Source organism: Paenibacillus sp. FSL R7-0128, from assembly GCF_038002245.1.
In the GTDB taxonomy this organism is placed as follows: domain Bacteria; phylum Bacillota; class Bacilli; order Paenibacillales; family Paenibacillaceae; genus Paenibacillus_AQ; species Paenibacillus_AQ silagei.
Genome location: NZ_JBBOCD010000001.1, coordinates 6,561,237 through 6,586,959, shown reverse-complemented (window position 1 = coordinate 6,586,959; position 25,723 = coordinate 6,561,237). Strand labels below are relative to the sequence as shown.

Genomic DNA, 25,723 nt, shown 5'->3' with positions numbered 1-25,723 from the left:
AATTTGATATGCTGCAGGCTAAGCCTTATGTATTCTGGTTCGTAACAGGGAGCCAAGGTTTGTACGGAGAGGAAGTACTTGAGCAAGTGGAGGAGAACTCCAGGAAAATGGTGGAGGAGCTAAACCGCGAAGGGGGCCTTCCGTATCCGATCCAATTCCGCGAAACGGTCACGGCTCCGGAAGCGATTCTGCGAGTTTGTCTTGAAGCCAATTCCAGCGGAACCTGCGCGGGGGTGATCACATGGATGCACACCTTCTCTCCGGCCAAAATGTGGATCTCCGGGCTGACCCAGCTGCGCAAGCCGCTGCTCCATCTGCATACCCAATACAATATCGAGATTCCCTGGGACAGTATTGATATGGAATTTATGAACTTGAACCAGGCGGCGCACGGCGACCGTGAGTTCGGGTTCATCGGCGCCCGCCTGCGCATGGCCCGAAAGATTATTGCCGGCCACTGGAAGGATGAAGAGGTGCGTGCAAGAATCGGAGGGTGGATGAAGACGGCGGCGGGCTATACCGGGAGCCAGACGATGAGAATCGCCAGATTCGGCGATAATATGCGTGATGTTGCGGTGACGGAAGGGGATAAGGTGGAGGCGCAAATCAAGCTGGGGTTGACGGTCAACGGTTATCCGGCCGGTGATCTGGCTGAACTGGTTCGGAGTGTAAGTGATGCCAAGCTGCGTACGCTGATGGATGAATACGCCGAATTGTACGATTTTACGGATCAGGGACGTGCCGATGGCGCTGAACGGGAAGCCATTCGTGAACAGGCGCGGATGGAGATTGCGCTGAGCGAATTTTTGGAGGAGGGCGGATATACAGCGTTCGTGACCAGCTTCCAGGATCTGCATGGACTGAAGCAATTACCGGGGCTGGCGGCTCAGCGGCTGATGGCGGCAGGCTACGGCTTCGGCGGTGAAGGCGACTGGAAGACGGCCGCGCTGGTACGGATGATGAAGATTATGGCCGGTAATCAAGGGACCTCTTTCATGGAGGATTATACGTATCATCTGCAAAAGGGCAATGAAATGGTGCTGGGTTCCCATATGCTGGAGATCTGCCCGTCCCTGGCTGCGGACAGACCAAGAATTGAAGTGCATCCCTTGTTTGTCGGCGGCAAGGAAGCTCCGGCGAGACTGATTTTTAACGGAGCCAGCGGCAAAGGAATCAATGCCACACTGGTGGATATGGGCGACCGGTTCCGTCTGATCGTCAATGAAGTGAATGCCGTACAGAATGAACACAGCATGCCCCGTCTGCCGGTAGCACGCCTGCTCTGGCAACCGGAACCCTCCTTGACCGGGGCTTCGGAAGCATGGATTCTGGCCGGCGGTGCACATCACTTCGCCTTTTCCTTCCACACCACAAGTGAACAGCTCCGGGATTGGGCGCGCATGGCAGGAATCGAGTGTCTCGTCATCGACGCCTCCAGTACCTTTACCTCACTCGAAAATGAGCTGCGCTGGAATGACCTGTATTACCGGTTGAATCATTAGCCGGATTAAGCTTAAGCACTCAAGACCCGCTTCCTGCCACAATCAGCAGGTGCGGGTCTTTTGCTGTATATATCCCCCTTAATCGACAAGCGCATTGAATTGTAAGGCCGTCTACCCTATAATTAAAAACGTTATCCGGGCGCTTTAGCCCTTTAAACAGGAGGGATATCCATTATGAGCATCACCGTCAAAGATGTGCAGCATGTGGCCAAGCTGGCTAGGCTGCAATTAAGCCCGGAAGAAGAGGCTACCTTCACCGAACAAATGAATGCTATTTTACAATATGCCGAGAAATTGAATGAGCTGGATACTGAGAATGTAGAACCGACCACCCATGTGCTGCAAGTCAGCAATGTGATGCGTGACGATGTGGTAAAGGAGAGCCTGACCCAAGAGGAAGCGCTGCTTAACGCACCGGAACATGAAGAGGGACACTTCAAGGTTCCCGCTGTTCTGGAATAACCATACCCTGAGAGGAGGAAGCAAGTTGAGCCTGTTTCAATATCGACTACCTGAAGTACATAACATGCTGCACAGTAAAGAGGTCTCGGTCCGTGAACTGACTGAAGAATCCCTGTCCGTCATTGCGGAACGTGACAGCAAGGTTCATGCTTTTTTGACACTGAATGAAGAGGGGGCCCGCGATCAGGCACGTGCGCTTGATGACAAGCTGGCAACCGGAGCTGCACGTGGTCTGTTATTCGGATTGCCCGCCGGAATCAAGGATAATATTGTGACCCAAGGTCTGCGCACCACCTGTGCCAGCCAGTTCCTTAATAACTTCCAGCCGATTTATGATGCGACCGTAGTCTCCAAGCTGCGTCAGGCCGATGCCGTAACTATAGGTAAGCTGAACATGGACGAGTTCGCCATGGGCGGGTCCAATGAGAATTCAAGCTTCGGCGCTGTGCGCAATCCATGGGATCTGGAGCGTGTTCCAGGCGGTTCGAGCGGCGGTTCGGCAGCAGCGGTTGCGGCCGGAGAGGTATTCTTTACACTTGGTTCCGACACCGGCGGTTCGATCCGCCAGCCGGCTTCCTACTGCGGAGTGGTCGGCCTTAAGCCTACCTATGGCCTGGTCTCCCGTTACGGTCTGGTAGCTTTTGCCTCCTCCCTGGACCAGATTGGTCCAATTACCCGCAGCGTTGAGGATTCTGCATATGTACTGCAGGCGATTGCCGGTTATGATGCCCAGGATTCCACCTCGGCCAAGGTCAGCATACCTGATTATCTGAGTTCACTTACCGGTGATATTTCCGGTCTGCGTATAGCTGTGCCTAAGGAATACATCGGCGAAGGCGTAGATGCTTCGGTCCGTGAATCCGTGCTGTCAGCGCTTAAAGTGCTGGAGGGCCTCGGCGCCGTGTGGGAAGAGGTTTCGCTTCCGCATACAGAATATGCCGTAGCCGCTTATTATCTCCTTTCCTCTTCCGAGGCTTCCTCCAACCTGGCCCGTTTTGACGGTGTCCGTTACGGAGTGCGTGTGGATGATGGGGGTGGATTGCTGGATCTGTACCATAACTCCCGCAGCCAGGGCTTCGGCCCTGAAGTCAAACGCCGGATCATGCTCGGCACCTATGCGCTAAGCTCCGGATATTACGATGCTTATTATTTGAAGGCGCAGAAGGTGCGCACCTTGATTAAGCAGGATTTTGATGAAGTGTTCAAGAAATATGATGTCGTGATCGGCCCGACTGCGCCAACCACAGCCTTCAAGCTGGGCTCGCAGACCGAAGATCCGCTGACCATGTATCTGAATGATATCCTTACCATTCCTGTCAGTCTGGCCGGTATTCCTGCCATCAGCATCCCTTGCGGGTTCGCGGAAGGTCTGCCTGTCGGCTTGCAGATTATCGGCAAGGAGTTTGATGAGAGTACGGTACTGCGCGTTGCGCATGCCTTTGAACAACATACAGAGCATCACAAGGCCCGCCCGCAAATGTAGCTGCCAGTTTGAAGTAGTTGCCCACAAAACTTTTAAGGGATGAGATTATCTATGTCTAAATATGAAACGGTCATCGGGCTTGAAGTTCATGTGGAGCTTCATACCAAGTCCAAAATCTTCTGCGGCTGCTCCACAGAATTCGGCGCTCCGCCTAATACCCATACCTGTCCGGTCTGTCTCGGCCACCCCGGTGTACTGCCGGTGCTTAACCGCCAGGCGGTGGAGTATGCCATGAAAGCGGCAATGGCTCTGAACTGTACGATCGGCGATGTCAGCAAATTTGACCGCAAAAACTATTTTTACCCCGATTCCCCGAAGGCCTACCAGATTTCGCAATTTGATCAGCCTATCGGCCTGAACGGCTGGATTGATATTGAAGTGAATGGAGAGACCAAACGGATCGGGATCACCCGTCTTCATCTGGAGGAGGATGCGGGCAAGCTGACTCACGTGGATGGAGGATTTGCTTCACTGGTTGACTTCAACCGGGTAGGCACTCCGCTTATTGAGATTGTCTCGGAGCCTGATCTGCGTTCACCGGAGGAAGCACGTGCTTACCTGGAGAAGATCCGCGCCATTATGCAATACTGCGATGTGTCGGATGTGAAGATGGAAGAAGGCTCGATGCGTTGTGATGCCAATATCAGCCTGCGGCCGGAAGGGCAGGAAGAATTCGGTATCCGTGCGGAGCTGAAGAATATGAACTCCTTCCGCGGGGTTCTGCGCGGGCTGGAGTATGAGCAGTTCCGTCAGGGGGAGATTCTGGATGACGGTGGAATCGTTGTACAGGAGACCCGCCGCTGGGATGAAGCGGGAGGCAAGACCTTGTCCATGCGCGGCAAGGAGGAAGCCCATGATTACCGTTATTTCCCGGACCCGGATCTGATTGTGCTGCATATTGGCGAGGACTGGAAGGAAGCGATCCGCTCCACGATCCCTGAGCTGCCGGATGCCCGGCAGGCCCGGTACAGTGAGGAGTTTGGTCTGACTGCCTATGATGCCGGAGTGCTCACCTCCTCCAAGCCGCTTGCGGACTTCTTCGAGGGCAGTCTTGCCTTCACGCAGGATGCTAAGGCTGTCGCCAACTGGATGATGGGCGATCTGCTGGGGTATTTGAACAGCAATAATCTGGAGTTATCCCAGGTGAAGATTACGCCGCAGGGGCTGGGCGAGATGATCGGCCTGATCGCAGGCGGAACCATCAGCAGCAAAATTGCCAAGACCGTGTTCAAAGAAATGCTGGAGAGCGGCAAGCTGCCGGCAGTTATCGTTGAAGAAAAGGGTCTGGTGCAGATCAGTGATGAAGGTGCGATCAAGAAAATCGTACAGGAAGTGGTCGCTGCTAATCCGCAATCTGTCGAAGACTACAAGGCCGGCAAGAAACAAGCGATCGGCTTCCTTGTAGGACAGGTCATGAAGGCGAGCAAAGGGAAGGCTAACCCGGGTCTTGTGAACACACTGCTTGCAGAAGTGCTGAACAGCTAGATTGGGTAATAGATTATAGAATCTTGGGCACAGGGCTTGTCGGCAACGGCAGGCCCCTGTGCAGTATATAAGGGGATTGTACGGATGGATACAATAGTGAAGCTGAATCTGCAGGATGAGATCACGCTGGATGAGCTATGGAGCCTTCAGCATAAGGCATACCGCCTGGAGGCGGAGATCATCGGGTTTCGTGACATACCGCCGCTGCTGGAGACGAGGGACATGCTCAGCCGGGTTACAGAGGAGTTCTACGGCTGCTTCGATGAGACGGAGGAGCTGCTCGGCGCTGTTGCAGTCACCCAGGAGTCTCCCGGCAAGCTAACCGTTACCCGGATGATGGTCAGCCCGGACCATTTCCGCCAAGGCGTGGCCGGAAGACTGTTAGAATTTATCTTTGCCCGTTACGCGGAGATGGAGCAGTTTATCGTATCTACGGGGAAGCTGAACCTTCCGGCAGTGACGCTCTATACCAAGCACGGGTTCATTCCTGTCGGGTCCGAAGAGGTGGTTCCTGGAGTAGAGCTGCTGGAATTCCACCGGACAGGCAGGCTGAAATGACAAGTACATCCCAATTTAGAAAGGAGGAGTACCGAGAATGAGTTCCGGCCATCAGAATCATGAGGAGCTTTCCGTGCGGGAAGAAGAGAATGAGGCAGGCTTGCCGCTGTCTGAAGCTGACGTAGAATTGAACCATCCCTACATCCCTCCCCGTCCCAAACGCCGTCCGCGTAAACGTAAATTTATAGCCGGCCTGCTTGCTGCAGTGCTTCCCGGCACGGGACATCTCTATCTCGGGCTGCTCCGCAAAGGGGTTTCTGTCATTTTCCTTATTGTGCTGGATATTGTGGCACTGCTGTATTTCTCATCTATCGGGATGCAAATTAATGTACCGCTGCTGATTTTACTGGGGCTGCTGATTCCGGTGTTATATTTCTATAATGTGTTTGACGCGCTTCAGAACGCAGACCGGATTCTGCGGTTTCCTGATGAGCATGATCTTGAAGAGCTGGAGACCATCCAGTCCGGTACAACAACCTCAAGACGCCGGGTAAGGATCAGCGAGCCGGGGATTTCCTTTGGCCTCCTGCTGCTTATCGGCGGGGCGATGCTCTTTCTTTTCCAGCAAAAGCCGCCCTGGCTTCGCGTATTCATTGAGACCTCTGCCGGTGCTGCTGTTGCAGTGGTGCTGATAGGCCTTGGCCTGCTTATGGGAATCAGAGAGATGGCCAGGGACTCCATAGCGCGTCAGGACAAGGAGCGGAAGAAGCGGCGGATCGGCAGATATACGGCCTCAGTAACGCTGGCTGCTGTCGGAATTCTGCTTCTCCTGGATTGGCGCGATGGAACAGATTATATGATGCTGCTGCTCAAATGGTGGCCTATCATTCCGGTATTATGGGGAGTAGAGTATCTGCTGATCTATATTCTTTTCCGCCGGCTGAAGCAGAACGGTACTGCCGGAAGAGCGCGGATGGATCTGCGGGGATTGTTCTCTGCGGTAATACTGGCTGCATGTGTGTTTATCGTAACCGAGCAGGAGCACTATCTGCATTTGTGGAACAAGGTGAGTCTTAACCTGACCGTGGCGGCAGTTGATTACGGGGAAGCGGAAGGAAGCTCTTATCAGAAGGCTCCGCTGATGGTTCCGGTCGAACTGAACACCTCCAAGGTCAATATTGACGCTATTAATGGAGACATTCTCATTCACCGGGCTGCTGTGGAGGATATCGAGATTACGGCAACCGTATGGGTGGACCAGCTGGACGGGGTGCAGGCGGAAGCCATAGCGGACCAGTCCTTTGTCGAGGTGACGGAAGGTACGACAATCAAAATCACACCCCAGAGTAAGGCGTACGGTGAATCCGGCAAACGCCAGCCGCGGATCAACCTGGATATCTCCCTGCCGGAAGACCGGCGGTTCGACCTGAACGTCCGTACGATGAATGGCGGAATTACCCTGCAGAATGTGGAAGCCATTGCCGACATCTCGCTGGAGACCGGGAACGGGGAGTTGATTCTGCACCGCATTTACGGCAATGTAAAAGGTAAAACCTTAAACGGCGCGGTGCGCGCCAGAGATGTCCTGGGCAATGTGGAACTGGGGACAAGCGGAGGCGATATGGGGGCTTGGGACGTTAGAGGCGCCCTGAAGCTGTCAACGGCGGTCGGCAACATCACGGCATATGACAGCGGGGATGTGCTGGATCTGTCCACGAAGAATGGCAATGTGGAGATATCCGGAGCAAGATCCAAGCTGCATGCCGAATCCCTGAACGGCCGGATCAGCATCCGCTCCGGGGATTTCGGGGGAGACTGGGATGTTTACAGTGCAGTGGGGGATATTGAACTGTTCCTGCCGCTAACAGGTAATTATACGGTGGAGGGCTCCAGCGGATATGGAGATATCGTAACAGACCTGCCAGGGCTCGTGATTGACAAAAAAGTGCTTTCCGGCCAGATTGGAACCGGTGAATTCAAGCTGCGTGTAGACGGAAACAGCAATTTAAATGTGAGCAAATATTGAAATAAGGAATTTTTATTATATAATAATGAATATAATGTAATGACTTCATTGACAACGTTGAAAGCAGAGTCATACAATTACATTAGAATTATTATTAAGTGTATAATCAAAGGCGGTGGCATGGATGGGTAGTGGCGTACAGCATGCATTGGAGCAACTCAAGACAACCGGTGTCCGTATTACGCCTCAGCGTCATGCGATTCTAACGTATCTGATGGAAGCTATGAATCATCCTACGGCAGACGATATCTACCGGGCACTTGAGCCTCAGTTTCCGAGCATGAGTGTGGCAACTGTGTATAACAATCTTAAGATGTTCATGGAAGCAGGTATGGTCCGTGAGCTGACCTACGGTGATAATTCCAGCCGTTTCGACGCCAATGTATCTGATCATTATCATGTTATCTGCCAGGAATGCGGCAAGATTGAGGATTTCAGCTATTCTACTCTTCATGAGGTAGAGCAGCAGGCCGAACGGGCCACAGGCTTCAAGATTCATGGATTGCGTATGGAGCTGTACGGTGTGTGCAAAGGCTGCGGAGAGAAGCAGCACTGAATGGAATAATACCTATAACGTGTAGAGTCCGAATGCGGATTCTGCACGCTTTTTTGTATAAAGAGAGTATCAAGCTGTTACAAAAATACAAACCTTCCAAGAGATTCGCGCAACCAAGCTCGCCTGCATGGCGTATACTTAACAGAAGTGTTGCCTGCTTTTAAAATTCAATGAATGGTTTGGAGGACCTATTTTGGACAGAAGACAGAGACAAAGACGCGTCACAAAGCGTGGAAGTCTTACTCGCCGCTTATTGGGACTTGTCATCATAGCCGCCGCAGCCTTTTGGGTTGTTTATTATGTACTGCCGAACCGCCAGCATCTGGACCCGGACTGGAAGGGGCTGGACAAGCCGATTTTTGTGAAGGGACAGCTTACCGGCTATTCAGCATCGGGTACGGGGGACGGACTGCTTTTACCGCTGCCTTTTTTGCAGGAATATGTAGATCCTTCTATCCGGTATGAACAAGAGAGCAAATCAGTCATCCTCTCAACGGACAGCAGCCTGCTATACATGCAGGAGGAATCCACGGCCGCAGCTCTGAACAATGAACCTCTGCAGCTTCGCCTTGCTCCCGAGGTTAAAGATAAAGTGACCTATCTTCCGGCAGACACACTGGAGAATCTGTACGGCTTCGAGATCGAAGAGGATACGAATACCGGTGCAGTGCTGCTAATGACTGCAGGTGAATCGGTGCCGCTTGGCAAGGTGAAGGGTAAAGAAGGCGGGAAAACGAAAGCCCTGCGCAGTGAACCCTCGGTGCATGCACCGATTTTTGCTGATATGAACCCCGGGGATGTCGTACGGATCTGGAACACGGACACCAAGGACTGGGTATTCGCTCAGCTTGATAATGGTTATTCGGGTTACGCTCAGGCGGATGATATTACCGAAGACGGTACCCGAACTGTAGAGAAAAAGCCCGAAACACCTACACGTGCGCAGCGCAGCTGGAAGGATAAGCCGGTTAACATGTTCTGGGAAGCTGTGTACGAACGCAAGCCGAATCCCGCCAAATTCGCAGCCTTGCCTGGAATTAATGTGGTTAGCCCCACCTGGTTCAGCATTATTGATGTGAAGGGGAATGTGCGCAGCCAGGCGGACCGCTCTTATGTAGATTGGGCGCATAATCAGGGGATGGAGGTATGGGGGCTGCTGAGCAACAGCTTTGAACCCGATTTGACCACTGAAGCCTTATCCACGTATGACAATCGGATGAATGCCATTGTCCAGATGCTTAAGTATGCAGACCTGTATAACTTAGACGGGATTAATATCGACTTCGAGAATGTGTACACCAAGGATGGACCGAACGTAACGCAGTTCATGCGGGAACTGAAGCCGATGGCCCAGAGCCGTAATCTGATTGTTTCTATTGATGTTACGCCGAAGTCCAAGAGCGAGATGTGGTCCCTGTTTCTCGACCGTCCGGCGCTTGCCGCCGTGTCCGACTTCCTGATTGTAATGGCCTACGACGAGCACTGGGCAGCCAGTCCGGTTGCAGGATCAGTAGCCTCTTTACCGTGGGTTAAGACCTCTATGAACCGGATTATCGAGGAGGATAAGGTGCCGGCAGAGAAGTTAATTCTGGGAGTGCCACTCTATACGCGGATCTGGACGGAAGCCACCGAGAAGGGGAAGACCAAGGTAAGCTCCAAGGCCGTCAGCATGAATGCAGTCAAGGAGATCATCGCTGAGAAGAAGCTGACACCCGTATTCGATAAGGAAGCCGGACAGAACTACGTGGAGTATAAGGAAGATGATGTTCTCCGCAAAATCTGGATCGAGGACAGCACCTCGCTCACAGCCCGGGTAGAACTGGCCCAGTCCTTGAAGCTGGGCGGTGTGGCAGCCTGGAACCGTAGCTTTGCCAGTCCGGAGGCATGGGAAGCATTGAAGGGAATTATAAAATAATCATATAAAAAAGGTGATGTCCTCTACAGGACACCACCTTTTTTGCAAGAAAATCTGAATGCTGCATAATAACTAATAATTGCAGTTAACGCTGCATGAACACGATCAATGTTTAAGCTGCTGGAGTTCAAGCTCTTCGGCAGTAATGGTAGCTTGTGCAGGGTCCATGGTAAGGATGGTGTGGCAGAACATGCAGCGGTCGGTTTTGCCCAGCATTTTGGTCAGCTTATGGCACTCCGGACATTCCACCTGAACCGCACTGGTTGAGAGCATGCCCGCCCAGAAATAAATAGCCAGACTGGCCATCATGGAGACGAGTCCAATGACAAGACCGACAGCAGCAACGACTTTGCCGGCAGAGCCCCAGAATACAATACCTGCGGTTCCCATGATCATGAGACCCATGCCAAGCATGGTCAGAAGCAGTCCCCAGGTGCGAAAAGCATTGATTTTAGCCGATTTAAATTTCATGAGTACGATCTCCTAACTGAAATATAGTTCGGTTGTTCAGGAGGAACTGGCATGAATATGTAGAATAAGCTTATGTATAGAGATTATAACTGACGGACGCAAAATCGCCAAATTTGATGGAGGGAAGCATGGAACTGTCCAATTTGACCCTATTAAGCGGGGAGACTTTTGAAGAGAATGTTCTTGGAGCCGTTGCTTGGCGGCAAAGAGGAGACGCCACGTTTCAAAGTGCACTGCTGCACGATTTTGATATGGTGGTCCTTCTGCTGCATGAGGAACAGGAGACGGAACGCATCATAACCCATAGCATTGCTGGTGATAAGCGGACACAATCGGTGCATGTAGGTCTATCTGCATTGGAACGTGCTGTTATGGCCGGAGATAACAACGAGCTTCTTACCAGCCTGATATCCGGAGAGGTACTCTGGGACCCGAAGGGGATCTTGGCGGAGATGCGTAAGCAGCTCACCCAGTTTGAGGGCCCGCTCAAAGAACGGGTGCTGTTCATGGAATTCTCCCGTTTTTTACATATGTATATTAAGTCCAAGCGTTATATTGAAGCAGGCTGTACCATGGATGCCTATAATTGCGTACTCATTGCCTTGTATCATTGGGCGCGCATTGAAGTGAGTGAAGCGGGATATTTCCCCGAACCGGCAGTATGGGGACAGGTGAAAAGCCTGAACTCCCCGGTCCATAAGCTATATGAAGAATTGACTATCAGCACAGAGACACTGGACCAGAGAATCGAACTGATCCTGCTTGCCTGTGAATTTGCCCTCATGTCAAAAATGGAGGATTGCTGTATCATGCTGCTTCATATCCTGGGCAGCCGTAAGGAGGCGTGGAGCATTAAGGAGCTTCTGCAGCATTCGGGGCTCAGCCCGCTCCAGGCAGAGTTGCCGCTTGTGCTCCGCAAGCTGGTATCCCGTTCATTAATTCGGGAGATCGCCTCGTGGGCAGTGGATGCCGGGGATGGTCATGCCATTCGTTATACCCTTTAAGTTAACAAATCGCCTACTGGCGGTAACAGCTCTATATAGATAGCATTAGCGGGAGAATGGAGAGGGTGAATATACTCTCTTTTTTTATTTGTCCAGGTTTGCAGAAGAGCTGAAAGGGAATAGAATATTTAGGGTTGACTAGGGTGCAGTTCTTATGATAAATTATAACTCGTCCCTCTGACATAACGATGCGCAGCAATGCAGTCGTAAATCAGCCGAAAAAAGAAATTAAAAAAAAGGTTGACTAAAACGAGGGCGCTGTGATATATTATAAAGGTCGCTGCTGAGATAAAAAACGGCGACGGAAGATGAACTTGATCTTTGAAAACTGAACAACGAGTGAGTATCTGGAGATCACTTCGGTGAGATCCAAAAATGAGAATGTAAATTCTCGTCAGATGTTTCAAAATGAGCAATCGCTCTTTCTAAATACCAATTTGGAGAGTTTGATCCTGGCTCAGGACGAACGCTGGCGGCATGCCTAATACATGCAAGTCGAGCGGAGTTTGAGAGGAAGCTTGCTTCCTTTCAGACTTAGCGGCGGACGGGTGAGTAACACGTAGGCAACCTGCCCTCAAGCCTGGGATAACTACCGGAAACGGTAGCTAATACCGGATAATTTCTTTTTTCTCCTGAGAGAAGAATGAAAGGCGGAGCAATCTGCTGCTTGGGGATGGGCCTGCGGCGCATTAGCTAGTTGGTGGGGTAACGGCCCACCAAGGCGACGATGCGTAGCCGACCTGAGAGGGTGAACGGCCACACTGGGACTGAGACACGGCCCAGACTCCTACGGGAGGCAGCAGTAGGGAATCTTCCGCAATGGGCGCAAGCCTGACGGAGCAATGCCGCGTGAGTGATGAAGGTTTTCGGATCGTAAAGCTCTGTTGCCAGGGAAGAACGTCCGGTAGAGTAACTGCTACCGGAGTGACGGTACCTGAGAAGAAAGCCCCGGCTAACTACGTGCCAGCAGCCGCGGTAATACGTAGGGGGCAAGCGTTGTCCGGAATTATTGGGCGTAAAGCGCGCGCAGGCGGTTATTTAAGTCTGGTGTTTAAACCTTGGGCTCAACCTGAGGTCGCACTGGAAACTGGGTGACTTGAGTACAGAAGAGGAAAGTGGAATTCCACGTGTAGCGGTGAAATGCGTAGATATGTGGAGGAACACCAGTGGCGAAGGCGACTTTCTGGGCTGTAACTGACGCTGAGGCGCGAAAGCGTGGGGAGCAAACAGGATTAGATACCCTGGTAGTCCACGCCGTAAACGATGAGTGCTAGGTGTTAGGGGTTTCGATACCCTTGGTGCCGAAGTTAACACAGTAAGCACTCCGCCTGGGGAGTACGGTCGCAAGACTGAAACTCAAAGGAATTGACGGGGACCCGCACAAGCAGTGGAGTATGTGGTTTAATTCGAAGCAACGCGAAGAACCTTACCAGGTCTTGACATCCAACTAACGAAGCAGAGATGCATCAGGTGCCCTTCGGGGAAAGTTGAGACAGGTGGTGCATGGTTGTCGTCAGCTCGTGTCGTGAGATGTTGGGTTAAGTCCCGCAACGAGCGCAACCCTTGACTTTAGTTGCCAGCAGGTGAAGCTGGGCACTCTAGAGTGACTGCCGGTGACAAACCGGAGGAAGGTGGGGATGACGTCAAATCATCATGCCCCTTATGACCTGGGCTACACACGTACTACAATGGCCGGTACAACGGGAAGCGAAGCCGCGAGGTGGAGCCAATCCCAGCAAAGCCGGTCTCAGTTCGGATTGCAGGCTGCAACTCGCCTGCATGAAGTCGGAATTGCTAGTAATCGCGGATCAGCATGCCGCGGTGAATACGTTCCCGGGTCTTGTACACACCGCCCGTCACACCACGAGAGTTTACAACACCCGAAGTCGGTGGGGTAACCCGCAAGGGAGCCAGCCGCCGAAGGTGGGGTAGATGATTGGGGTGAAGTCGTAACAAGGTAGCCGTATCGGAAGGTGCGGCTGGATCACCTCCTTTCTATGGAGAATCGTCTTCTGCAATGAAGACATTCAAATCTTAAATCTAGCCGGTCGGCTAGTGACTCACTCGTTGGTCAGTTTTGAGAGTTTAAGCTCTCAATTGTCTGTTATTCCGAACATCACAGTTGTGATTGTTTCATAATAACAGCAACTTGATCCTTGAAAACTGGATACCGAAACGAATTTGCGTTTTAGAACATTCCTTTAAGCTGAACTTGTGTAAACAAGTTTCATATTAATGGCGATACTAGCGATTTTCCTTAGGGAAAACGCATTGGTTAAGCTACTAAGAGCACACGGAGGATGCCTAGGCGCCAGGAGCCGACGAAGGACGTGGCGAACAACGAAACTGCCTCGGGGAGCTGTAAGCAAGCTTTGATCCGGGGGTGTCCGAATGGGGAAACCCAGCTGTGGTAATTCGCAGTTACTCGTATCTGAATACATAGGATACGCAGAGGCAGACCAGGGGAACTGAAACATCTAAGTACCCTGAGGAAGAGAAAACAATAGTGATTCCGTCAGTAGCGGCGAGCGAACGCGGAACAGCCTAAACCAAGGGGCTTGCCTCTTGGGGTTGTGGGACGTCTCACATGGAGTTACAAAGGAATAGGGTAGGTGAAGAGGTCTGGAAAGGCCCGCGATAGAGGTAAAAGCCCTGTAGCCTAAACTGTGTTCTCTCCGAGACGGATCCCGAGTAGTGCGGGGCACGTGAAACCCCGTATGAATCCAGCAGGACCATCTGCTAAGGCTAAATACTACCTGGCGACCGATAGTGAAACAGTACCGTGAGGGAAAGGTGAAAAGCACCCCGGAAGGGGAGTGAAATAGAACCTGAAACCGTGTGCTTACAAAAAGTCAGAGCCCGATCTATGGGTGATGGCGTGCCTTTTGTAGAATGAACCGGCGAGTTACGTTTAACATGCAAGGTTAAGGTGAGAAGCCGGAGCCGCAGCGAAAGCGAGTCTGAATAGGGCGACTCAGTATGTGGACGTAGACCCGAAACCGTGTGATCTACCCCTGTCCAGGGTGAAGGTGCGGTAACACGCACTGGAGGCCCGAACCCACGCATGTTGAAAAATGCGGGGATGAGGTGGGGGTAGCGGAGAAATTCCAATCGAACTCGGAGATAGCTGGTTCTCCCCGAAATAGCTTTAGGGCTAGCCTCGGTGAATGGAGTGGTGGAGGTAGAGCACTGATTGGGTGCGGGGCCCGCAAGGGTTACCAAGCTCAGTCAAACTCCGAATGCCATTTACTTCTTGCCGGGAGTCAGACAGTGAGTGCTAAGATCCATTGTCAAAAGGGAAACAGCCCAGACCATCAGCTAAGGTCCCCAAGTGTGTGTTAAGTGGGAAAGGATGTGGAGTTGCACAGACAACCAGGATGTTGGCTTAGAAGCAGCCACCATTGAAAGAGTGCGTAATAGCTCACTGGTCGAGTGACTCTGCGCCGAAAATGTAACGGGGCTAAACACACCACCGAAGCTATGGCTAGATGCTTTGCATCTGGGGTAGGGGAGCGTTGTATATACGTTGAAGGTGTACCGTAAGGAGCGCTGGAGAGTATACAAGTGAGAATGCCGGTATGAGTAACGAAAAGATCAGTGAGAATCTGATCCGCCGAAAGCCCAAGGTTTCCTGAGGAAGGCTCGTCCGCTCAGGGTAAGTCGGGACCTAAGGCGAGGCCGACAGGCGTAGTCGAAGGACAACAGTTTGAAATTACTGTACCACCGTAATCCGCTATGAGCGATGGGGTGACGCAGGAGGGTAGTGACGCGGACTGATGGATGTCCGTCTAAGCAGTGAGGCTGGTGTGCAGGCAAATCCGCACATCGTAAGGCTGGGCTGTGATGGGGAGCGAAAATTATAGTAGCGAAGGTCATGATCTCACACTGCCAAGAAAAGCCTCTAGCCAGGAGAAGGTGCCCGTACCGCAAACCGACACAGGTAGGCGAGAAGAGAATTCTAAGGCGCGCGGAAGAACTCTCGTTAAGGAACTCGGCAAAATGACCCCGTAACTTCGGGAGAAGGGGTGCCTCGGTAGGGTGAATAGCCCGAGGGGGCCGCAGTGAAAAGGCCCAAGCGACTGTTTAGCAAAAACACAGGTCTGTGCGAAGCCGCAAGGCGAAGTATACGGGCTGACGCCTGCCCGGTGCTGGAAGGTTAAGGGGAGCGGTTAGGGGTTAAACCCGAAGCTGTGAACCGAAGCCCCAGTAAACGGCGGCCGTAACTATAACGGTCCTAAGGTAGCGAAATTCCTTGTCAGGTAAATTCTGACCCGCACGAATGGCGTAACGACTTGGGCGCTGTCTCAACGAGAGATCCGGTGAAATTTTAATACCTGTGAAGATGCAGGTTACCCGCGACAAGACGGAAAGACCCCATGGAGCTTTACTGCAGCTTGATATTGAATTTGGGTACGATCTGTACAGGATAGGTGGGAGCCGGTGAGGCAGGAGCGCAAGCTTCTGCGGAGGCGCCGTTGGGATACCACCCTGATCGTATCTAGGTTCTAACCTAGTGCCCTCATCGGGTACGGGGACCGTGTCAGGCGGGCAGTTTGACTGGGGCGGTCGCCTCCTAAAGAGTAACGGAGGCGTTCAAAGGTTCCCTCAGAATGGTTGGAAATCATTCGCAGAGTGCAAAGGCATAAGGGAGCTTGACTGCGAGACCTACAAGTCGAGCAGGGACGAAAGTCGGACTTAGTGATCCGGTGGTACCGCATGGAAGGGCCATCGCTCAACGGATAAAAGCTACCCTGGGGATAACAGGCTTATCTCCCCCAAGAGTCCACATCGACGGGGAGGTTTGGCACCTCGATGTCGGCTCATCGCATCCTGGGGCTGAAGTAGGTCCCAAGGGTTGGGCTGTTCGCCCATTAAAGCGGTACGCGAGCTGGGTTCAGAACGTCGTGAGACAGTTCGGTCCCTATCTGTCGTGGGCGCAGGAAATTTGAGAGGAGCTGTCCTTAGTACGAGAGGACCGGGATGGACGTACCGCTGGTGCATCAGTTGTTCCGCCAGGAGCATGGCTGAGTAGCTACGTACGGACGGGATAAGCGCTGAAAGCATCTAAGCGTGAAGCCCCCTCAAGATGAGATTTCCCAGTATGTAAGACCCCTTGAAGACGACGAGGTAGATAGGTTGGAGGTGGAAGTGCAGCAATGCATGGAGCTGACCAATACTAATCGGTCGAGGGCTTATCCAAATTTCTAACACGCAGATTCGTTTCGGATTCAGTTTTCAGGCGATCAAGCCTGATATGTATATTCCCTGATAGCTCAGTTGGTAGAGCACTCGACTGTTAATCGAGTTGTCACAGGTTCGAGTCCTGTTCGGGGAGCCATATGGAGAGGTGTCCGAGTTTGGCCGAAGGAGCACGATTGGAAATCGTGTAGGCGCCACAAGCGTCTCGAGGGTTCGAATCCCTCTCTCTCCGTAGCGTTACTTTTCATTGAATACTTTTTACACAGCATGGCTCGTTGGTCAAGGGGTTAAGACACCTCCCTTTCACGGAGGTAACATGGGTTCGAATCCCATACGAGTCACCATTTTTTTGGAACTGATACATGGAGGCTTAGCTCAGCTGGGAGAGCATCTGCCTTACAAGCAGAGGGTCGGGGGTTCGAACCCCTCAGCCTCCACCATCTATCTTAACCGAATAGATTTTGTTCAATGACGCGGGGTGGAGCAGCCCGGTAGCTCGTCGGGCTCATAACCCGAAGGCCGCAGGTTCAAATCCTGCCCCCGCAACCAATTTGGAACCGTGGTGTAGTTGGCCTAACATGCCTGCCTGTCACGCAGGAGATCGCGGGTTCGAATCCCGTCGGTTCCGCCATCTTTACAAAATTACTTTTATGGCTCGGTAGCTCAGTCGGTAGAGCAAAGGACTGAAAATCCTTGTGTCGGGGGTTCGATTCCCTCCCGCGCCACCATACACAACTTAATATGCCGGTGTAGCTCAATTGGTAGAGCAACTGACTTGTAATCAGTAGGTTGGGGGTTCAAGTCCTCTCGCCGGCACCATACCGTGGAGGCTTAGCGAAGTGGCCAAACGCATCAGACTGTAAATCTGCTCACGTACGTGTTCGGTGGTTCGAATCCATCAGCCTCCACCATTTTTTAGGGGCATAGTTTAAAGGTAGAACAACGGTCTCCAAAACCGTTGGTGTGGGTTCAATTCCTGCTGCCCCTGCCAAGTAATTTCATATAAAAGAATCATATGGCGACCGTGGCGAAGGGGTTAACGCACCGGATTGTGGTTCCGGCATTCGTGGGTTCGAGACCCATCGGTCGCCCCATTTCTTTTATAAGAATTACATAGCAATACAACTTAAAAGCTTCACATGGCGACCGTGGCGAAGGGGTTAACGCACCGGATTGTGGTTCCGGCATTCGTGGGTTCGAGACCCATCGGTCGCCCCATTTTCTTTTAAAAAATATATTGGGGATTAGCCAAGCGGTAAGGCAACGGACTTTGACTCCGTCATTCATAGGTTCGATTCCTATATCCCCAGCCATTATATGCGGACGTGGCTCAGCGGTAGAGCATCGCCTTGCCAAGGCGAGGGTCGCGGGTTCGATTCCCGTCGTCCGCTCCATTTCATGTGGTGCCATAGCCAAGTGGTAAGGCAAAGCTCTGCAAAAGCTTTATCCCCAGTTCAAATCTGGGTGGCACCTCCATTATTTTTTTCTGGAATTTATATATGTGTACGCCGGCGTGGCGGAATGGCAGACGCGCTCGACTCAAAATCGAGTGGGAAACCGTGGAGGTTCGAGTCCTCTCGCCGGTATTATTTTTAGTAAGAACAGCCCATTAGATTTTTCATCTAATGGGCTGTTCTTATTTTTCTGGATCATTTCCCTACCGCAAAAGTTCCTCCAGTCGCCAGCTCCGCCGGCCGGTCAAGGATAACCAGCGCCACCGGAGTTCCTTGGCTTCGATCCTAGCAAGACAACACTGCGTGATTTTAGTTTATCCCGAATTACTACACGGTAATGTCTCCGCACCAGCGAATGATTCCTTCTTTTATGGTTTGAATTGGATTTGGATCGGATAGAGAAATCGCCCAGGCAATATGTCCATCCGGCCGAATAAGCGCCGTGTGGACGTCGTTCCAATCCGCCTCAGCCTCAGCTAAAGAGGCATGTACAACTTGAAGGTTGCTATACGTTTCCCATTGACCGCTATTCTGTTCATTAGAATGGAAATGCAACAGAAGAAAAGTACCTTTGTGCAGGAGTGGATAGGAGTTAATTAATTGCCCGTCTTTCAGCTTTAAGCTTAGATCTTTGAAACGTTTCCCGTTTAAAGGATGGGAACGCGCTTCGGCGTCGGGTGCATAATGTACGTCCAGGGCGGAAATTTGTGCAGCGATTTGATAATTAGCCTCCGGTATTTGAATCAGATTAGCCAGCATGCTTCGCAGTTCCGTGATGAGAGGCGTCACGTCCAGAAGCAGGGTTTGGACCTCGGTATTCCGGAGCAAGGCCGTATTCCATGGAAAACGTTCGGCATGATAACTGTCTAATAGCCAGTCTGGAGCCCAGCCTTTGATTGCTCCTGCAAGCTTCCAGCCTAGGTTCATCGCTTCTTGTAAGCCGACGTTCATTCCCTGTCCACCAGCGGGAAAATGAATGTGCGCCGAATCTCCCGCCAAGAACAATCGACCATTCCGATAGCGTCCCGCTTGCCGTGTAGCATTTCCAAATCGGGACATCCATTTCACATCGTTCAATCCCAGGTCGCTTCCGGTCGTACGGATGAGCGATGAACGAAACTCTTCCAATGTAACGCTCTCATCCTTGGAGACGTTACGTCTCTCCATATCGATCATCAAGACTCGATAGATATGATCATGTATTGGAATGATGCTGACCAATCCTTGTTCTGTAATTCGGGATATGACACTCATAGGAGCCAAATCAGATAGAACGGCATCCCCCAGAATAGCCGTGAAGGTCGCATCTGTACCTTCAAAGGATATATTTGCGTGTTTGCGAACCAAGCTTCTGGCTCCATCCGTACCTACCACATAAGCTGATCTTAACGTTGTTTCTCCATGCGGTCCCGCGATCTTAACGTTGACCCCATTCTCATCCTGATGCACAGACAGAGCCTCAACCTCTCTCAAGACCTCCGCGCCAAGACTAACAGTCCAGTCCTCCAGGACCTTCTCCGTCTCACTCTGCGGTAAAAAGAGGGTATGATTGGAAGAAGAATCCAACACCGAGAAATCCAAAGGAGTATCTAATCCGGCGAAATGTCCTCTCGAAAGTAAGCGGCCTTGCTTGATTAATTGTGATTTCACTCCACGCATATCTAATATTTCAAGCGTGCGTGGATGTACGGTAAGCGCACGTGAATATGGGGTTGTCTCCTTTAGTCGCTCAATGACGCATACCTTTACACCGGCTAAGGCCAATTCTCCAGCCAACATCATGCCGACAGGACCGCCACCGATCAGGATAACTTCATATTTCATATCAATAGCCTCTTTTCTTATACATTATGGGAAGATCACGATAGCGTCTATTTCGATAAGCCATTCAGGATCGGCTAGTGCTTGAACGCCTATATAGGTACTTGCTGTCTTCGGCCAGTTAGGGCCAAACACATGAAATCCGGCGTCAAAAATAATCGAAATCAAATCCGGGCTGTGGTTAACGACAAAAATATTCATTTTTGCAATGCACAAGGGATCCGCTTGCACGGCTTCCAATGCATACTTAAGATTGGTGAACACTTGAATCGCTTGCGCGTAATAGTCCCCTGAACCGATCAATGCTCCTGATTCATCTACAGAAACCTGACCTGAGATGAAAGCCAGTTTTGAGGCAGTAGTTACCACGACATGAGAAATTACAGATGTAACCTTGTCCGTCACTATCTTCGGATTCACAATTTCCATAGGCAGGTAGGCTCCATTCCCATATTTATAAATCTTCTCTTGAAAAGTGGTCAAGTATTTCCAGTAAACCTCCTTCATCAATTATTGTTTCGTTGGAACCTTTTTTACTGCCTGTTAAAACAAGTGTGATGAAAATTATATTCTTCTTTTGTTTCATATGAAACAATATCAGTTTACTTTGTTGCTATTCGTTCTGTCAACCCTAATATAAATAAGTGTATGAACATTTGTTTCACAGAGAACAATATATGATATAATAATAAAAACAAGTTGAGGAGCCAGTATAATCATGGATACTGCCAATAAGAATAAAACCGCCATTCATGAATTTTTCGTTCAGTTTCTTGAGCAAAAAGAGCAATATGAAACCCGAATAACTGCCACATACCTGGAGGATATCCGGAAATATATTGAATCGGAATTCAGCTTGAATATGACGGAACTGCACATCATTGCGTGCATCGGTGAGCAGGAGCCGATCAATCTCACTTCCATCGCGGAGAGAATCAATTTAAGCAAAGGAAATACCTCCAAGATCGCAAATAAATTACTAAAGGCAGGTTGGGTTCGAAAAGCCCAGCTCAACGACAACAAAAAGGAAGTGTATTTTCGGCTAACGTCTGTCGGCAAAAAGCTATTTGCTGCTCATGATGAGCTTCATGCGAAGGAAAAGCAAAGAATGTACGAATTTTTGGGGAAATATAACGAAAGCGAGCTTGAATTTATTAAACAGTTGTTTGGAGATATGGTTGACTTCTATCGCTAACTTACCTCTCATCTGAGCATAAAGGGGTTAACTTACCGGGTACAAGAGCTCAATAATCATAAAGCAGCTTAGTATTCATTCGATTTGAAAAAAACGAGTCTATGCTACTATCAGAAAGCGAGATTGCAGTAAACCTGGGTGGTACCGCGAAACAATCCCCTTCCGTCCCTGTACGAGCTGACCGCTGTCAGTTTGATCAGGAGGAAAGGGGTTTTATTTTGCAAAGGAGGCTGCCCCATGGAACAGCAGTTAGGAATGACGAATGAAACAACCATGCCAGCAGGGGAATATATCACCGGTTCGGAGGTGCTTTTGCGCGGCTTGCTGCAGGAAGGCGTAGAGTGCGTACTCGGTTATCCTGGCGGAAATGTGCTCTATATTTATGATGCGATGGTACATCAGCCGGATTTCAAGCATATCTTGACCCGGCACTAACAAGGCGCAGTCCATGCGGCGGACAACCTCAGTCGTGAATTGAAATTCACATAATATGATAAGCAAGTGCTGGAAAAGATATCCGATGTCTACAGCCATGAATGGCCCTTCCAGCCTAATAGATAAATGAGCTTTCAGCGAAAGAGGCCGCACTTATACAAGCAGCAAAAGATCAACCGGATCAGTCAGAATGAAAATGAATGTTGGCAAAAGAGCAGAAGCGGCCCGCAAAAAAGAGGGACCGCTTCATTTTTAATGGTTTATGATTTTTCGGAATAAAAAGCCTTGGATACTGCCTCTGTGGCTTTATCAATAAAAGCTGCAACTTTACTGGGGCTTTCCTTCAGGCCACTGCTCACCCACTTTTTAATAATGGCTATACTGCCATGAGCGGTAAACGTATACCAGGACTCAAATAATTGTGGATCAAAATATTTTAATTCGCTTCCATCGCTCAATCGTTAAATCGTGACTGATATAAAGGATCCTTTCTAATAATTCTTTATCGCCATGCTCGGAGAACAGAACCTCACATATTGTTTTATTCGCTTTTATATACTTACATAATTCATAAGATAGCTTCTGAGGGTTGGAAGAATTAATCCCAAGTTGCTTAATTTCTTCGTAAAGATCATTTTCGATCGTTGAAAGCAGCTCAAACTGATTAGCATAGTGCGAATAAAAGGTGTTGCGATTAATATTTGCTTCACTGCAAATGTCGGTCACGGTAACTTTATTGATTGACCGTTCTGTCAGCAGCTTCAACAAGCTTTCTTTGATCACCATTTTTGTATATCTCACTCTGTGATCTGTTTTTTTGTCTGACATCGTATCCTCCTGATTTTAAATAATAAAATAGTTAAATGAACAAATCTAATATGATTTGTATGATAAGTAACATAAGCTAAACGAACAGCCTGTTGTTTTACTAACATGGTGATATTATAATTTATTTGAACGTTCGATTCAAATTAAATTAAATGGAGGAATAATATGGGAGATATAACTGTAGTCCCTGTATGGATTATTCAAGATATTATAGTCTTAATTGTTGCTGTTCTTATGGTTTTTTATATCCTTGATAAGGAAACACATCCCAAAACGGTTCTGCTGCAATTTATAGGTTTTGTGTTTTTTTACGCCGCCGTTTTTGAAATTACTGCTTCATCGCTTGGGGAAGGGTTCTACGCCTACGGGCGGAGTATTTTGATGTTATTTAATATACCGATTACTGTTCCTATTATTGAGTTTCTGATTATTTATTCCACTTTGCGTGTTCTGAAGTCTGTAAATATACCTTCCTGGACGAAACCCTTTATTACGGGATTGAGCGCTATGGTGTTTGACTTTTCACTCGACCCGGTGGCCGTTAAACAGATTTTTGAGACCATGGATGGAACCATTGCAAGATGGACGTATTATCCGCTGGCCGGGGAACCTCAGATCTATGGGGAACCCGTGATGAATTTTACAGGATGGATTTATATCGCAGGGTATTGGACAGTCTTTATTCTGATAGGGGAATGGTGGCATAAAAAGAAAGGCTACAGTAAAACCGTTGGTTACATCTATCCGTTTCTGGCGGCCCTTGCGTCATTGGCTTGTATGTTCTCACCGTTATCTAACTTCTTTAATTATATGGGGCCGTTCTTCGAAAGAACCTCTAATATGCAATGGGTGATGTTGATTGCACTTTCTGTAATTACAATCGGAGTTTTAGCATTAGCTTTCACAAAGTTCTGGGACCGGAAGGTTAATTATTCAATCACTCCCAAAAAAGATTTTCCGATCATGTTTACTTTCTTGGGGTTCCCACTGGTTAATACTATATTTTGCCTGATAGGAGGTTTCACGGAAGTCTTGTGGCTGGTCGTTCTGGCTCAGATCATATTAATGTTAGCCTGGATCGGAATCTATAAGATGGGTAAAAAAGCAAGTCCGATCGGGAGGTAGTTAAAGAAAACAGAAAACACCGCCAGCTTTAGACCTCTTTTGGTCTAAAGCTGGCGGTGTGTTTTTGCCTTCTTCGTTTAAGGCAGAACATTCCCGGCTGCGCGGTAAATCTCATACCATTCCTCGCAGCTGAGGGTGATGTCGGTTACTCCTTTGTCGGCTCAAACAACGGTAGGATATACTTTGTAATCAATTGAATTCTGTCCTTCGCACGCGGCATGAAACGGGAAGCAATCGTAACTACAATTTTCTTGTCGGGATTTACGTAAATCGCATTTCCGCCGTCGCCCAAAGCCGCATAACAACCTTGTCCCTCATTGTTAACAATCCACCATAAATACCCGTAAGGTAACTCTCCCCATCGGCTGTTTTCTTGGGTACTGTCCTTGATCCATTTTGCGGATAGCATTCGCTTGCCGTTCCACAAACCTTCATTTAGGTATAGCTGACCGATCTTTGCCATATCCAAGGGGGTTAAGGTAAGTCCCCAACCGGCGGTGCTCGTTCCTTTGGGATCTATGATCCAACCATTAACAAATTTATCTTTGAGGAACGCCAAATACTCTTCTTTACAATGTATATTCGCATTAGGGGGCACTTTGATTCCCAACGGTTCAAACAGATGTTCTGTGGCAAAATCAAGCACAGATTGGCCGGTTGCATTGGTGAGGATTCCCGACAGGACCTGTAGGCCGATTGTGGAATACTTGAATCCTCCAGGATCGTCCTTGCCACCCAACAAGTCCAGCGCAGCTTTGGTCCAATCCTCGCTGGTATAGACCTTTGTATATGGCTCCGACTTGTATTTATACGGTGCGGTCATTGTCAGTATATTTTTAATTGTGATATTCTGTATCGTTTTTTCACCGCGTTTGACCGTGTAATCAGGAAAAAATTCCAATACTTTCTGGTCAATGCTTTTAATATAGCCTTTGTCTATGGCAATGCCGATCAGTGCAGACACAACGCTCTTCGTCACCGATGCAATATGGATCGGATCGTTAGCGGTGTAGCCGTCAAAATAGCCTTCATATACCTTTTCGCTGCCGAGCAGTACTACAATACCTGCAATATTGCCATACTCTGTTTTAATCAGATTCTCGAAATCTAGAATTCTGTTATTCATAGTTGTTCTCCTTCTAAATATAAGTACATCGATGTCTGTGAAAAGCGTATTATGATATAAAATTTTTTGCAAGAGCCTATTATAAAACTTGCTTGAAGTCATGGGTGCAATACAAAAAGACCCGCAAACCCCTTTCTAAAGAGGATTTGCAGGTCTTTCATACAGATGGTCTGGTTTAAGGCAGCACATTTCCCGCTGCACGGTAAATCTCGTACCATTCCTCGCGGCTGAGGGTGATGCTTGAGGCCTTGGCGATGTCGAGCAGGCGCGCGGTGTTGGTGGTGCCGACAATCGGCTGCATTTTGGCCGGATGGCGAAGCAGCCAGGCGGTCGCGATGGCGGTATCGGTTACCTCTTTTTCTGCGGCAAGACGGTTAATCACTTCATTTACCTTAGGGAACTTCTCGTTGCCCAGGAATACGCCCTCGAAGAATCCGTATTGGAACGGCGACCAGGGCTGGATGGTCATATCGTGCAGGCGGCTGTATTCCAGGATTCCGCCATCGTGGACTACGGAACCCGCATTGGTCATGTTGACATTGAAGCCGGAATCTATCATGCCGGTAACCATGATGCTGAGCTGAAGCTGGTTGAAGAGGAGGGGCTGCTTGACATTCTTTTTCAACAGCTCAATCTGTAGAGGGTTCTGGTTGCTGACGCCGAAATGCTTGACCAGCCCTCTGCGCTCCAGATCATCGAAGGCTTCGGCTACTTCCTCGGGCTCCATCAGGGTGTCGGGGCGGTGGAGGAGCAGGACATCTACATAATCGGTCTGCAGCCGCTTCAAGCTGTTCTCTACTGAGCTCACGATATGCTCCTTGGAGAAGTCGAAGAAGCCATTGCGGATGCCGCATTTGGCCTGAATCATCAGCCGGTCGCGCATGCCGGGATTTGCAGCCAGTACATCCCCGAATACTTCCTCCGCTTTGCCGCCGGCATAAATATCCGCATGATCAAAAAAGTCTATGCCGACCTCAAGGGCGCTGTGGATATGGACTTCAGCCTCTTTGGGAGACAAATCAGCGATCCGCATACAGCCGAGTGAAATCTCGGACACCTCAAGTGTACCGTTAGCCACATTAATTCTTTTTACCATTAATTATTCACTCCTTAAATGAAGGTATAGTGTAAGCTTAGA

17 protein-coding genes, 16 tRNA genes, 2 rRNA genes and 1 pseudogene are annotated in these 25,723 nt (G+C 49.8%); 30 read left to right on the top strand and 6 right to left on the bottom strand.

The window, feature by feature from the left end:
- The first annotated feature begins 8 nt into the window (after nucleotides 1–8).
- The 8 genes from araA (at nucleotide 9) to NST26_RS27910 (ending at nucleotide 9,927) form a co-directional block, all read left to right on the top strand.
- Nucleotides 9–1,502: an L-arabinose isomerase gene (araA, locus tag NST26_RS27945; protein WP_340980349.1), complete on the top strand. Its 1,494-nt coding sequence runs from the start codon at nucleotides 9–11 to the stop codon at nucleotides 1,500–1,502.
- 174 nt (nucleotides 1,503–1,676) lie between these two features.
- Nucleotides 1,677–1,964 (top strand): Asp-tRNA(Asn)/Glu-tRNA(Gln) amidotransferase subunit GatC, encoded by a 288-nt coding sequence (gene gatC / locus NST26_RS27940; RefSeq protein ID WP_076080520.1) that lies wholly within the window; start codon nucleotides 1,677–1,679, stop codon nucleotides 1,962–1,964.
- 25 nt (nucleotides 1,965–1,989) lie between these two features.
- Complete coding sequence (gatA, locus tag NST26_RS27935; protein ID WP_340980348.1) at nucleotides 1,990–3,447, top strand: Asp-tRNA(Asn)/Glu-tRNA(Gln) amidotransferase subunit GatA; 1,458 nt, start codon at nucleotides 1,990–1,992, stop codon at nucleotides 3,445–3,447.
- 39 nt (nucleotides 3,448–3,486) lie between these two features.
- Entirely contained in the window at nucleotides 3,487–4,932 is a 1,446-nt protein-coding gene (gene gatB, locus NST26_RS27930) for an Asp-tRNA(Asn)/Glu-tRNA(Gln) amidotransferase subunit GatB (RefSeq protein ID WP_036726206.1), read from the top strand.
- A gap of 84 nt (nucleotides 4,933–5,016) precedes the next feature.
- Nucleotides 5,017–5,490: a GNAT family N-acetyltransferase gene (locus NST26_RS27925; RefSeq protein WP_036726204.1), complete on the top strand. Its 474-nt coding sequence runs from the start codon at nucleotides 5,017–5,019 to the stop codon at nucleotides 5,488–5,490.
- Nucleotides 5,491–5,527: 37 nt separating this feature from the next.
- On the top strand, nucleotides 5,528–7,456 hold the full coding sequence (locus NST26_RS27920; protein ID WP_340980346.1) for a DUF4097 family beta strand repeat-containing protein: 1,929 nt from the start codon (nucleotides 5,528–5,530) through the stop codon (nucleotides 7,454–7,456).
- 124 nt (nucleotides 7,457–7,580) lie between these two features.
- Nucleotides 7,581–8,012 (top strand): peroxide-responsive transcriptional repressor PerR, encoded by a 432-nt coding sequence (gene perR / locus NST26_RS27915; RefSeq protein WP_209880018.1) that lies wholly within the window; start codon nucleotides 7,581–7,583, stop codon nucleotides 8,010–8,012.
- Nucleotides 8,013–8,205: 193 nt separating this feature from the next.
- Nucleotides 8,206–9,927 carry a glycosyl hydrolase family 18 protein gene (locus tag NST26_RS27910; RefSeq protein WP_340980344.1) on the top strand — a complete coding sequence of 574 codons (1,722 nt, stop codon included), beginning with the start codon at nucleotides 8,206–8,208 and terminating at the stop codon, nucleotides 9,925–9,927.
- Nucleotides 9,928–10,032: 105 nt separating this feature from the next.
- Here the strand turns inward: NST26_RS27910 and NST26_RS27905 are convergent, their stop codons facing one another.
- Nucleotides 10,033–10,398 (bottom strand): DUF2614 family zinc ribbon-containing protein, encoded by a 366-nt coding sequence (locus NST26_RS27905; RefSeq protein WP_036726202.1) that lies wholly within the window; start codon nucleotides 10,396–10,398, stop codon nucleotides 10,033–10,035.
- Between the two features lie 128 nt (nucleotides 10,399–10,526).
- Between NST26_RS27905 and NST26_RS27900 the strand changes: the two genes are divergently transcribed.
- The 19 genes from NST26_RS27900 (at nucleotide 10,527) to NST26_RS27810 (ending at nucleotide 18,187) form a co-directional block, all read left to right on the top strand.
- Nucleotides 10,527–11,402, top strand: a complete 876-nt coding sequence (locus NST26_RS27900) for a nucleotidyltransferase-like protein (RefSeq protein WP_340980343.1) — start codon at nucleotides 10,527–10,529, stop codon at nucleotides 11,400–11,402.
- A gap of 434 nt (nucleotides 11,403–11,836) precedes the next feature.
- A 16S ribosomal RNA gene (locus tag NST26_RS27895) occupies nucleotides 11,837–13,397 on the top strand.
- Between the two features lie 278 nt (nucleotides 13,398–13,675).
- Nucleotides 13,676–16,602, top strand: a 23S ribosomal RNA gene (locus NST26_RS27890).
- The 16S and 23S rRNA genes sit together here with 16 tRNA genes alongside, the layout of an rRNA operon.
- Before the next feature lie 62 nt (nucleotides 16,603–16,664).
- A tRNA-Asn gene (locus NST26_RS27885) sits at nucleotides 16,665–16,740 on the top strand.
- Between the two features lie 3 nt (nucleotides 16,741–16,743).
- Nucleotides 16,744–16,833 (top strand) — tRNA-Ser (locus NST26_RS27880).
- Between the two features lie 37 nt (nucleotides 16,834–16,870).
- A tRNA-Glu gene (locus tag NST26_RS27875) sits at nucleotides 16,871–16,945 on the top strand.
- Nucleotides 16,946–16,965: 20 nt separating this feature from the next.
- Nucleotides 16,966–17,041 (top strand) — tRNA-Val (locus NST26_RS27870).
- Between the two features lie 32 nt (nucleotides 17,042–17,073).
- Nucleotides 17,074–17,150 (top strand) — tRNA-Met (locus NST26_RS27865).
- Nucleotides 17,151–17,154: 4 nt separating this feature from the next.
- A tRNA-Asp gene (locus NST26_RS27860) sits at nucleotides 17,155–17,232 on the top strand.
- A gap of 21 nt (nucleotides 17,233–17,253) precedes the next feature.
- Nucleotides 17,254–17,329, top strand: a tRNA-Phe gene (locus NST26_RS27855).
- Nucleotides 17,330–17,344: 15 nt separating this feature from the next.
- Nucleotides 17,345–17,420: transfer RNA gene (locus tag NST26_RS27850), tRNA-Thr, on the top strand.
- A 6-nt stretch (nucleotides 17,421–17,426) separates the two neighbouring features.
- Nucleotides 17,427–17,512 (top strand) — tRNA-Tyr (locus tag NST26_RS27845).
- 6 nt (nucleotides 17,513–17,518) lie between these two features.
- Nucleotides 17,519–17,592, top strand: a tRNA-Trp gene (locus NST26_RS27840).
- A gap of 27 nt (nucleotides 17,593–17,619) precedes the next feature.
- Nucleotides 17,620–17,695, top strand: a tRNA-His gene (locus tag NST26_RS27835).
- Nucleotides 17,696–17,743: 48 nt separating this feature from the next.
- Nucleotides 17,744–17,819: transfer RNA gene (locus tag NST26_RS27830), tRNA-His, on the top strand.
- Between the two features lie 20 nt (nucleotides 17,820–17,839).
- Nucleotides 17,840–17,914: transfer RNA gene (locus NST26_RS27825), tRNA-Gln, on the top strand.
- 6 nt (nucleotides 17,915–17,920) lie between these two features.
- Nucleotides 17,921–17,995: transfer RNA gene (locus tag NST26_RS27820), tRNA-Gly, on the top strand.
- Nucleotides 17,996–18,003: 8 nt separating this feature from the next.
- Nucleotides 18,004–18,077, top strand: a tRNA-Cys gene (locus tag NST26_RS27815).
- 31 nt (nucleotides 18,078–18,108) lie between these two features.
- Nucleotides 18,109–18,187, top strand: a tRNA-Leu gene (locus tag NST26_RS27810).
- A 195-nt stretch (nucleotides 18,188–18,382) separates the two neighbouring features.
- Here NST26_RS27810 and NST26_RS27805 read toward each other — a convergent pair.
- Together NST26_RS27805 and NST26_RS27800 are read right to left on the bottom strand one after the other, a co-directional pair.
- On the bottom strand, nucleotides 18,383–19,879 hold the full coding sequence (locus NST26_RS27805; RefSeq protein WP_340980342.1) for a monooxygenase: 1,497 nt from the start codon (nucleotides 19,877–19,879) through the stop codon (nucleotides 18,383–18,385).
- Nucleotides 19,880–19,903: 24 nt separating this feature from the next.
- Nucleotides 19,904–20,359: a RidA family protein gene (locus NST26_RS27800; RefSeq protein ID WP_340980341.1), complete on the bottom strand. Its 456-nt coding sequence runs from the start codon at nucleotides 20,357–20,359 to the stop codon at nucleotides 19,904–19,906.
- Between the two features lie 235 nt (nucleotides 20,360–20,594).
- Here NST26_RS27800 and NST26_RS27795 point away from each other — a divergent pair, with 235 nt between their 5' ends.
- Both NST26_RS27795 and NST26_RS27790 read left to right on the top strand, forming a co-directional pair.
- Nucleotides 20,595–21,071 carry a MarR family transcriptional regulator gene (locus tag NST26_RS27795; protein WP_076085593.1) on the top strand — a complete coding sequence of 159 codons (477 nt, stop codon included), beginning with the start codon at nucleotides 20,595–20,597 and terminating at the stop codon, nucleotides 21,069–21,071.
- A gap of 237 nt (nucleotides 21,072–21,308) precedes the next feature.
- A pseudogene (locus tag NST26_RS27790) lies at nucleotides 21,309–21,503 on the top strand (thiamine pyrophosphate-binding protein); the annotation flags it as partial.
- A gap of 429 nt (nucleotides 21,504–21,932) precedes the next feature.
- Here the strand turns inward: NST26_RS27790 and NST26_RS27785 are convergent.
- Nucleotides 21,933–22,334 carry a TetR/AcrR family transcriptional regulator gene (locus tag NST26_RS27785; RefSeq protein WP_340980340.1) on the bottom strand — a complete coding sequence of 134 codons (402 nt, stop codon included), beginning with the start codon at nucleotides 22,332–22,334 and terminating at the stop codon, nucleotides 21,933–21,935.
- A gap of 165 nt (nucleotides 22,335–22,499) precedes the next feature.
- Between NST26_RS27785 and NST26_RS27780 the strand changes: the two genes are divergently transcribed.
- Nucleotides 22,500–23,459 (top strand): carotenoid biosynthesis protein, encoded by a 960-nt coding sequence (locus NST26_RS27780; protein WP_340980339.1) that lies wholly within the window; start codon nucleotides 22,500–22,502, stop codon nucleotides 23,457–23,459.
- A gap of 145 nt (nucleotides 23,460–23,604) precedes the next feature.
- On the opposite strand, the gene NST26_RS27775 is transcribed toward NST26_RS27780, so the two are convergent.
- Nucleotides 23,605–24,585, bottom strand: coding sequence for a serine hydrolase domain-containing protein (locus NST26_RS27775; RefSeq protein WP_036731063.1), 981 nt, complete (start codon nucleotides 24,583–24,585; stop codon nucleotides 23,605–23,607).
- A 175-nt stretch (nucleotides 24,586–24,760) separates the two neighbouring features.
- Nucleotides 24,761–25,681 (bottom strand): aldo/keto reductase, encoded by a 921-nt coding sequence (locus NST26_RS27770; protein ID WP_339251154.1) that lies wholly within the window; start codon nucleotides 25,679–25,681, stop codon nucleotides 24,761–24,763.
- Between the last annotated feature and the right edge of the window lie 42 nt (nucleotides 25,682–25,723).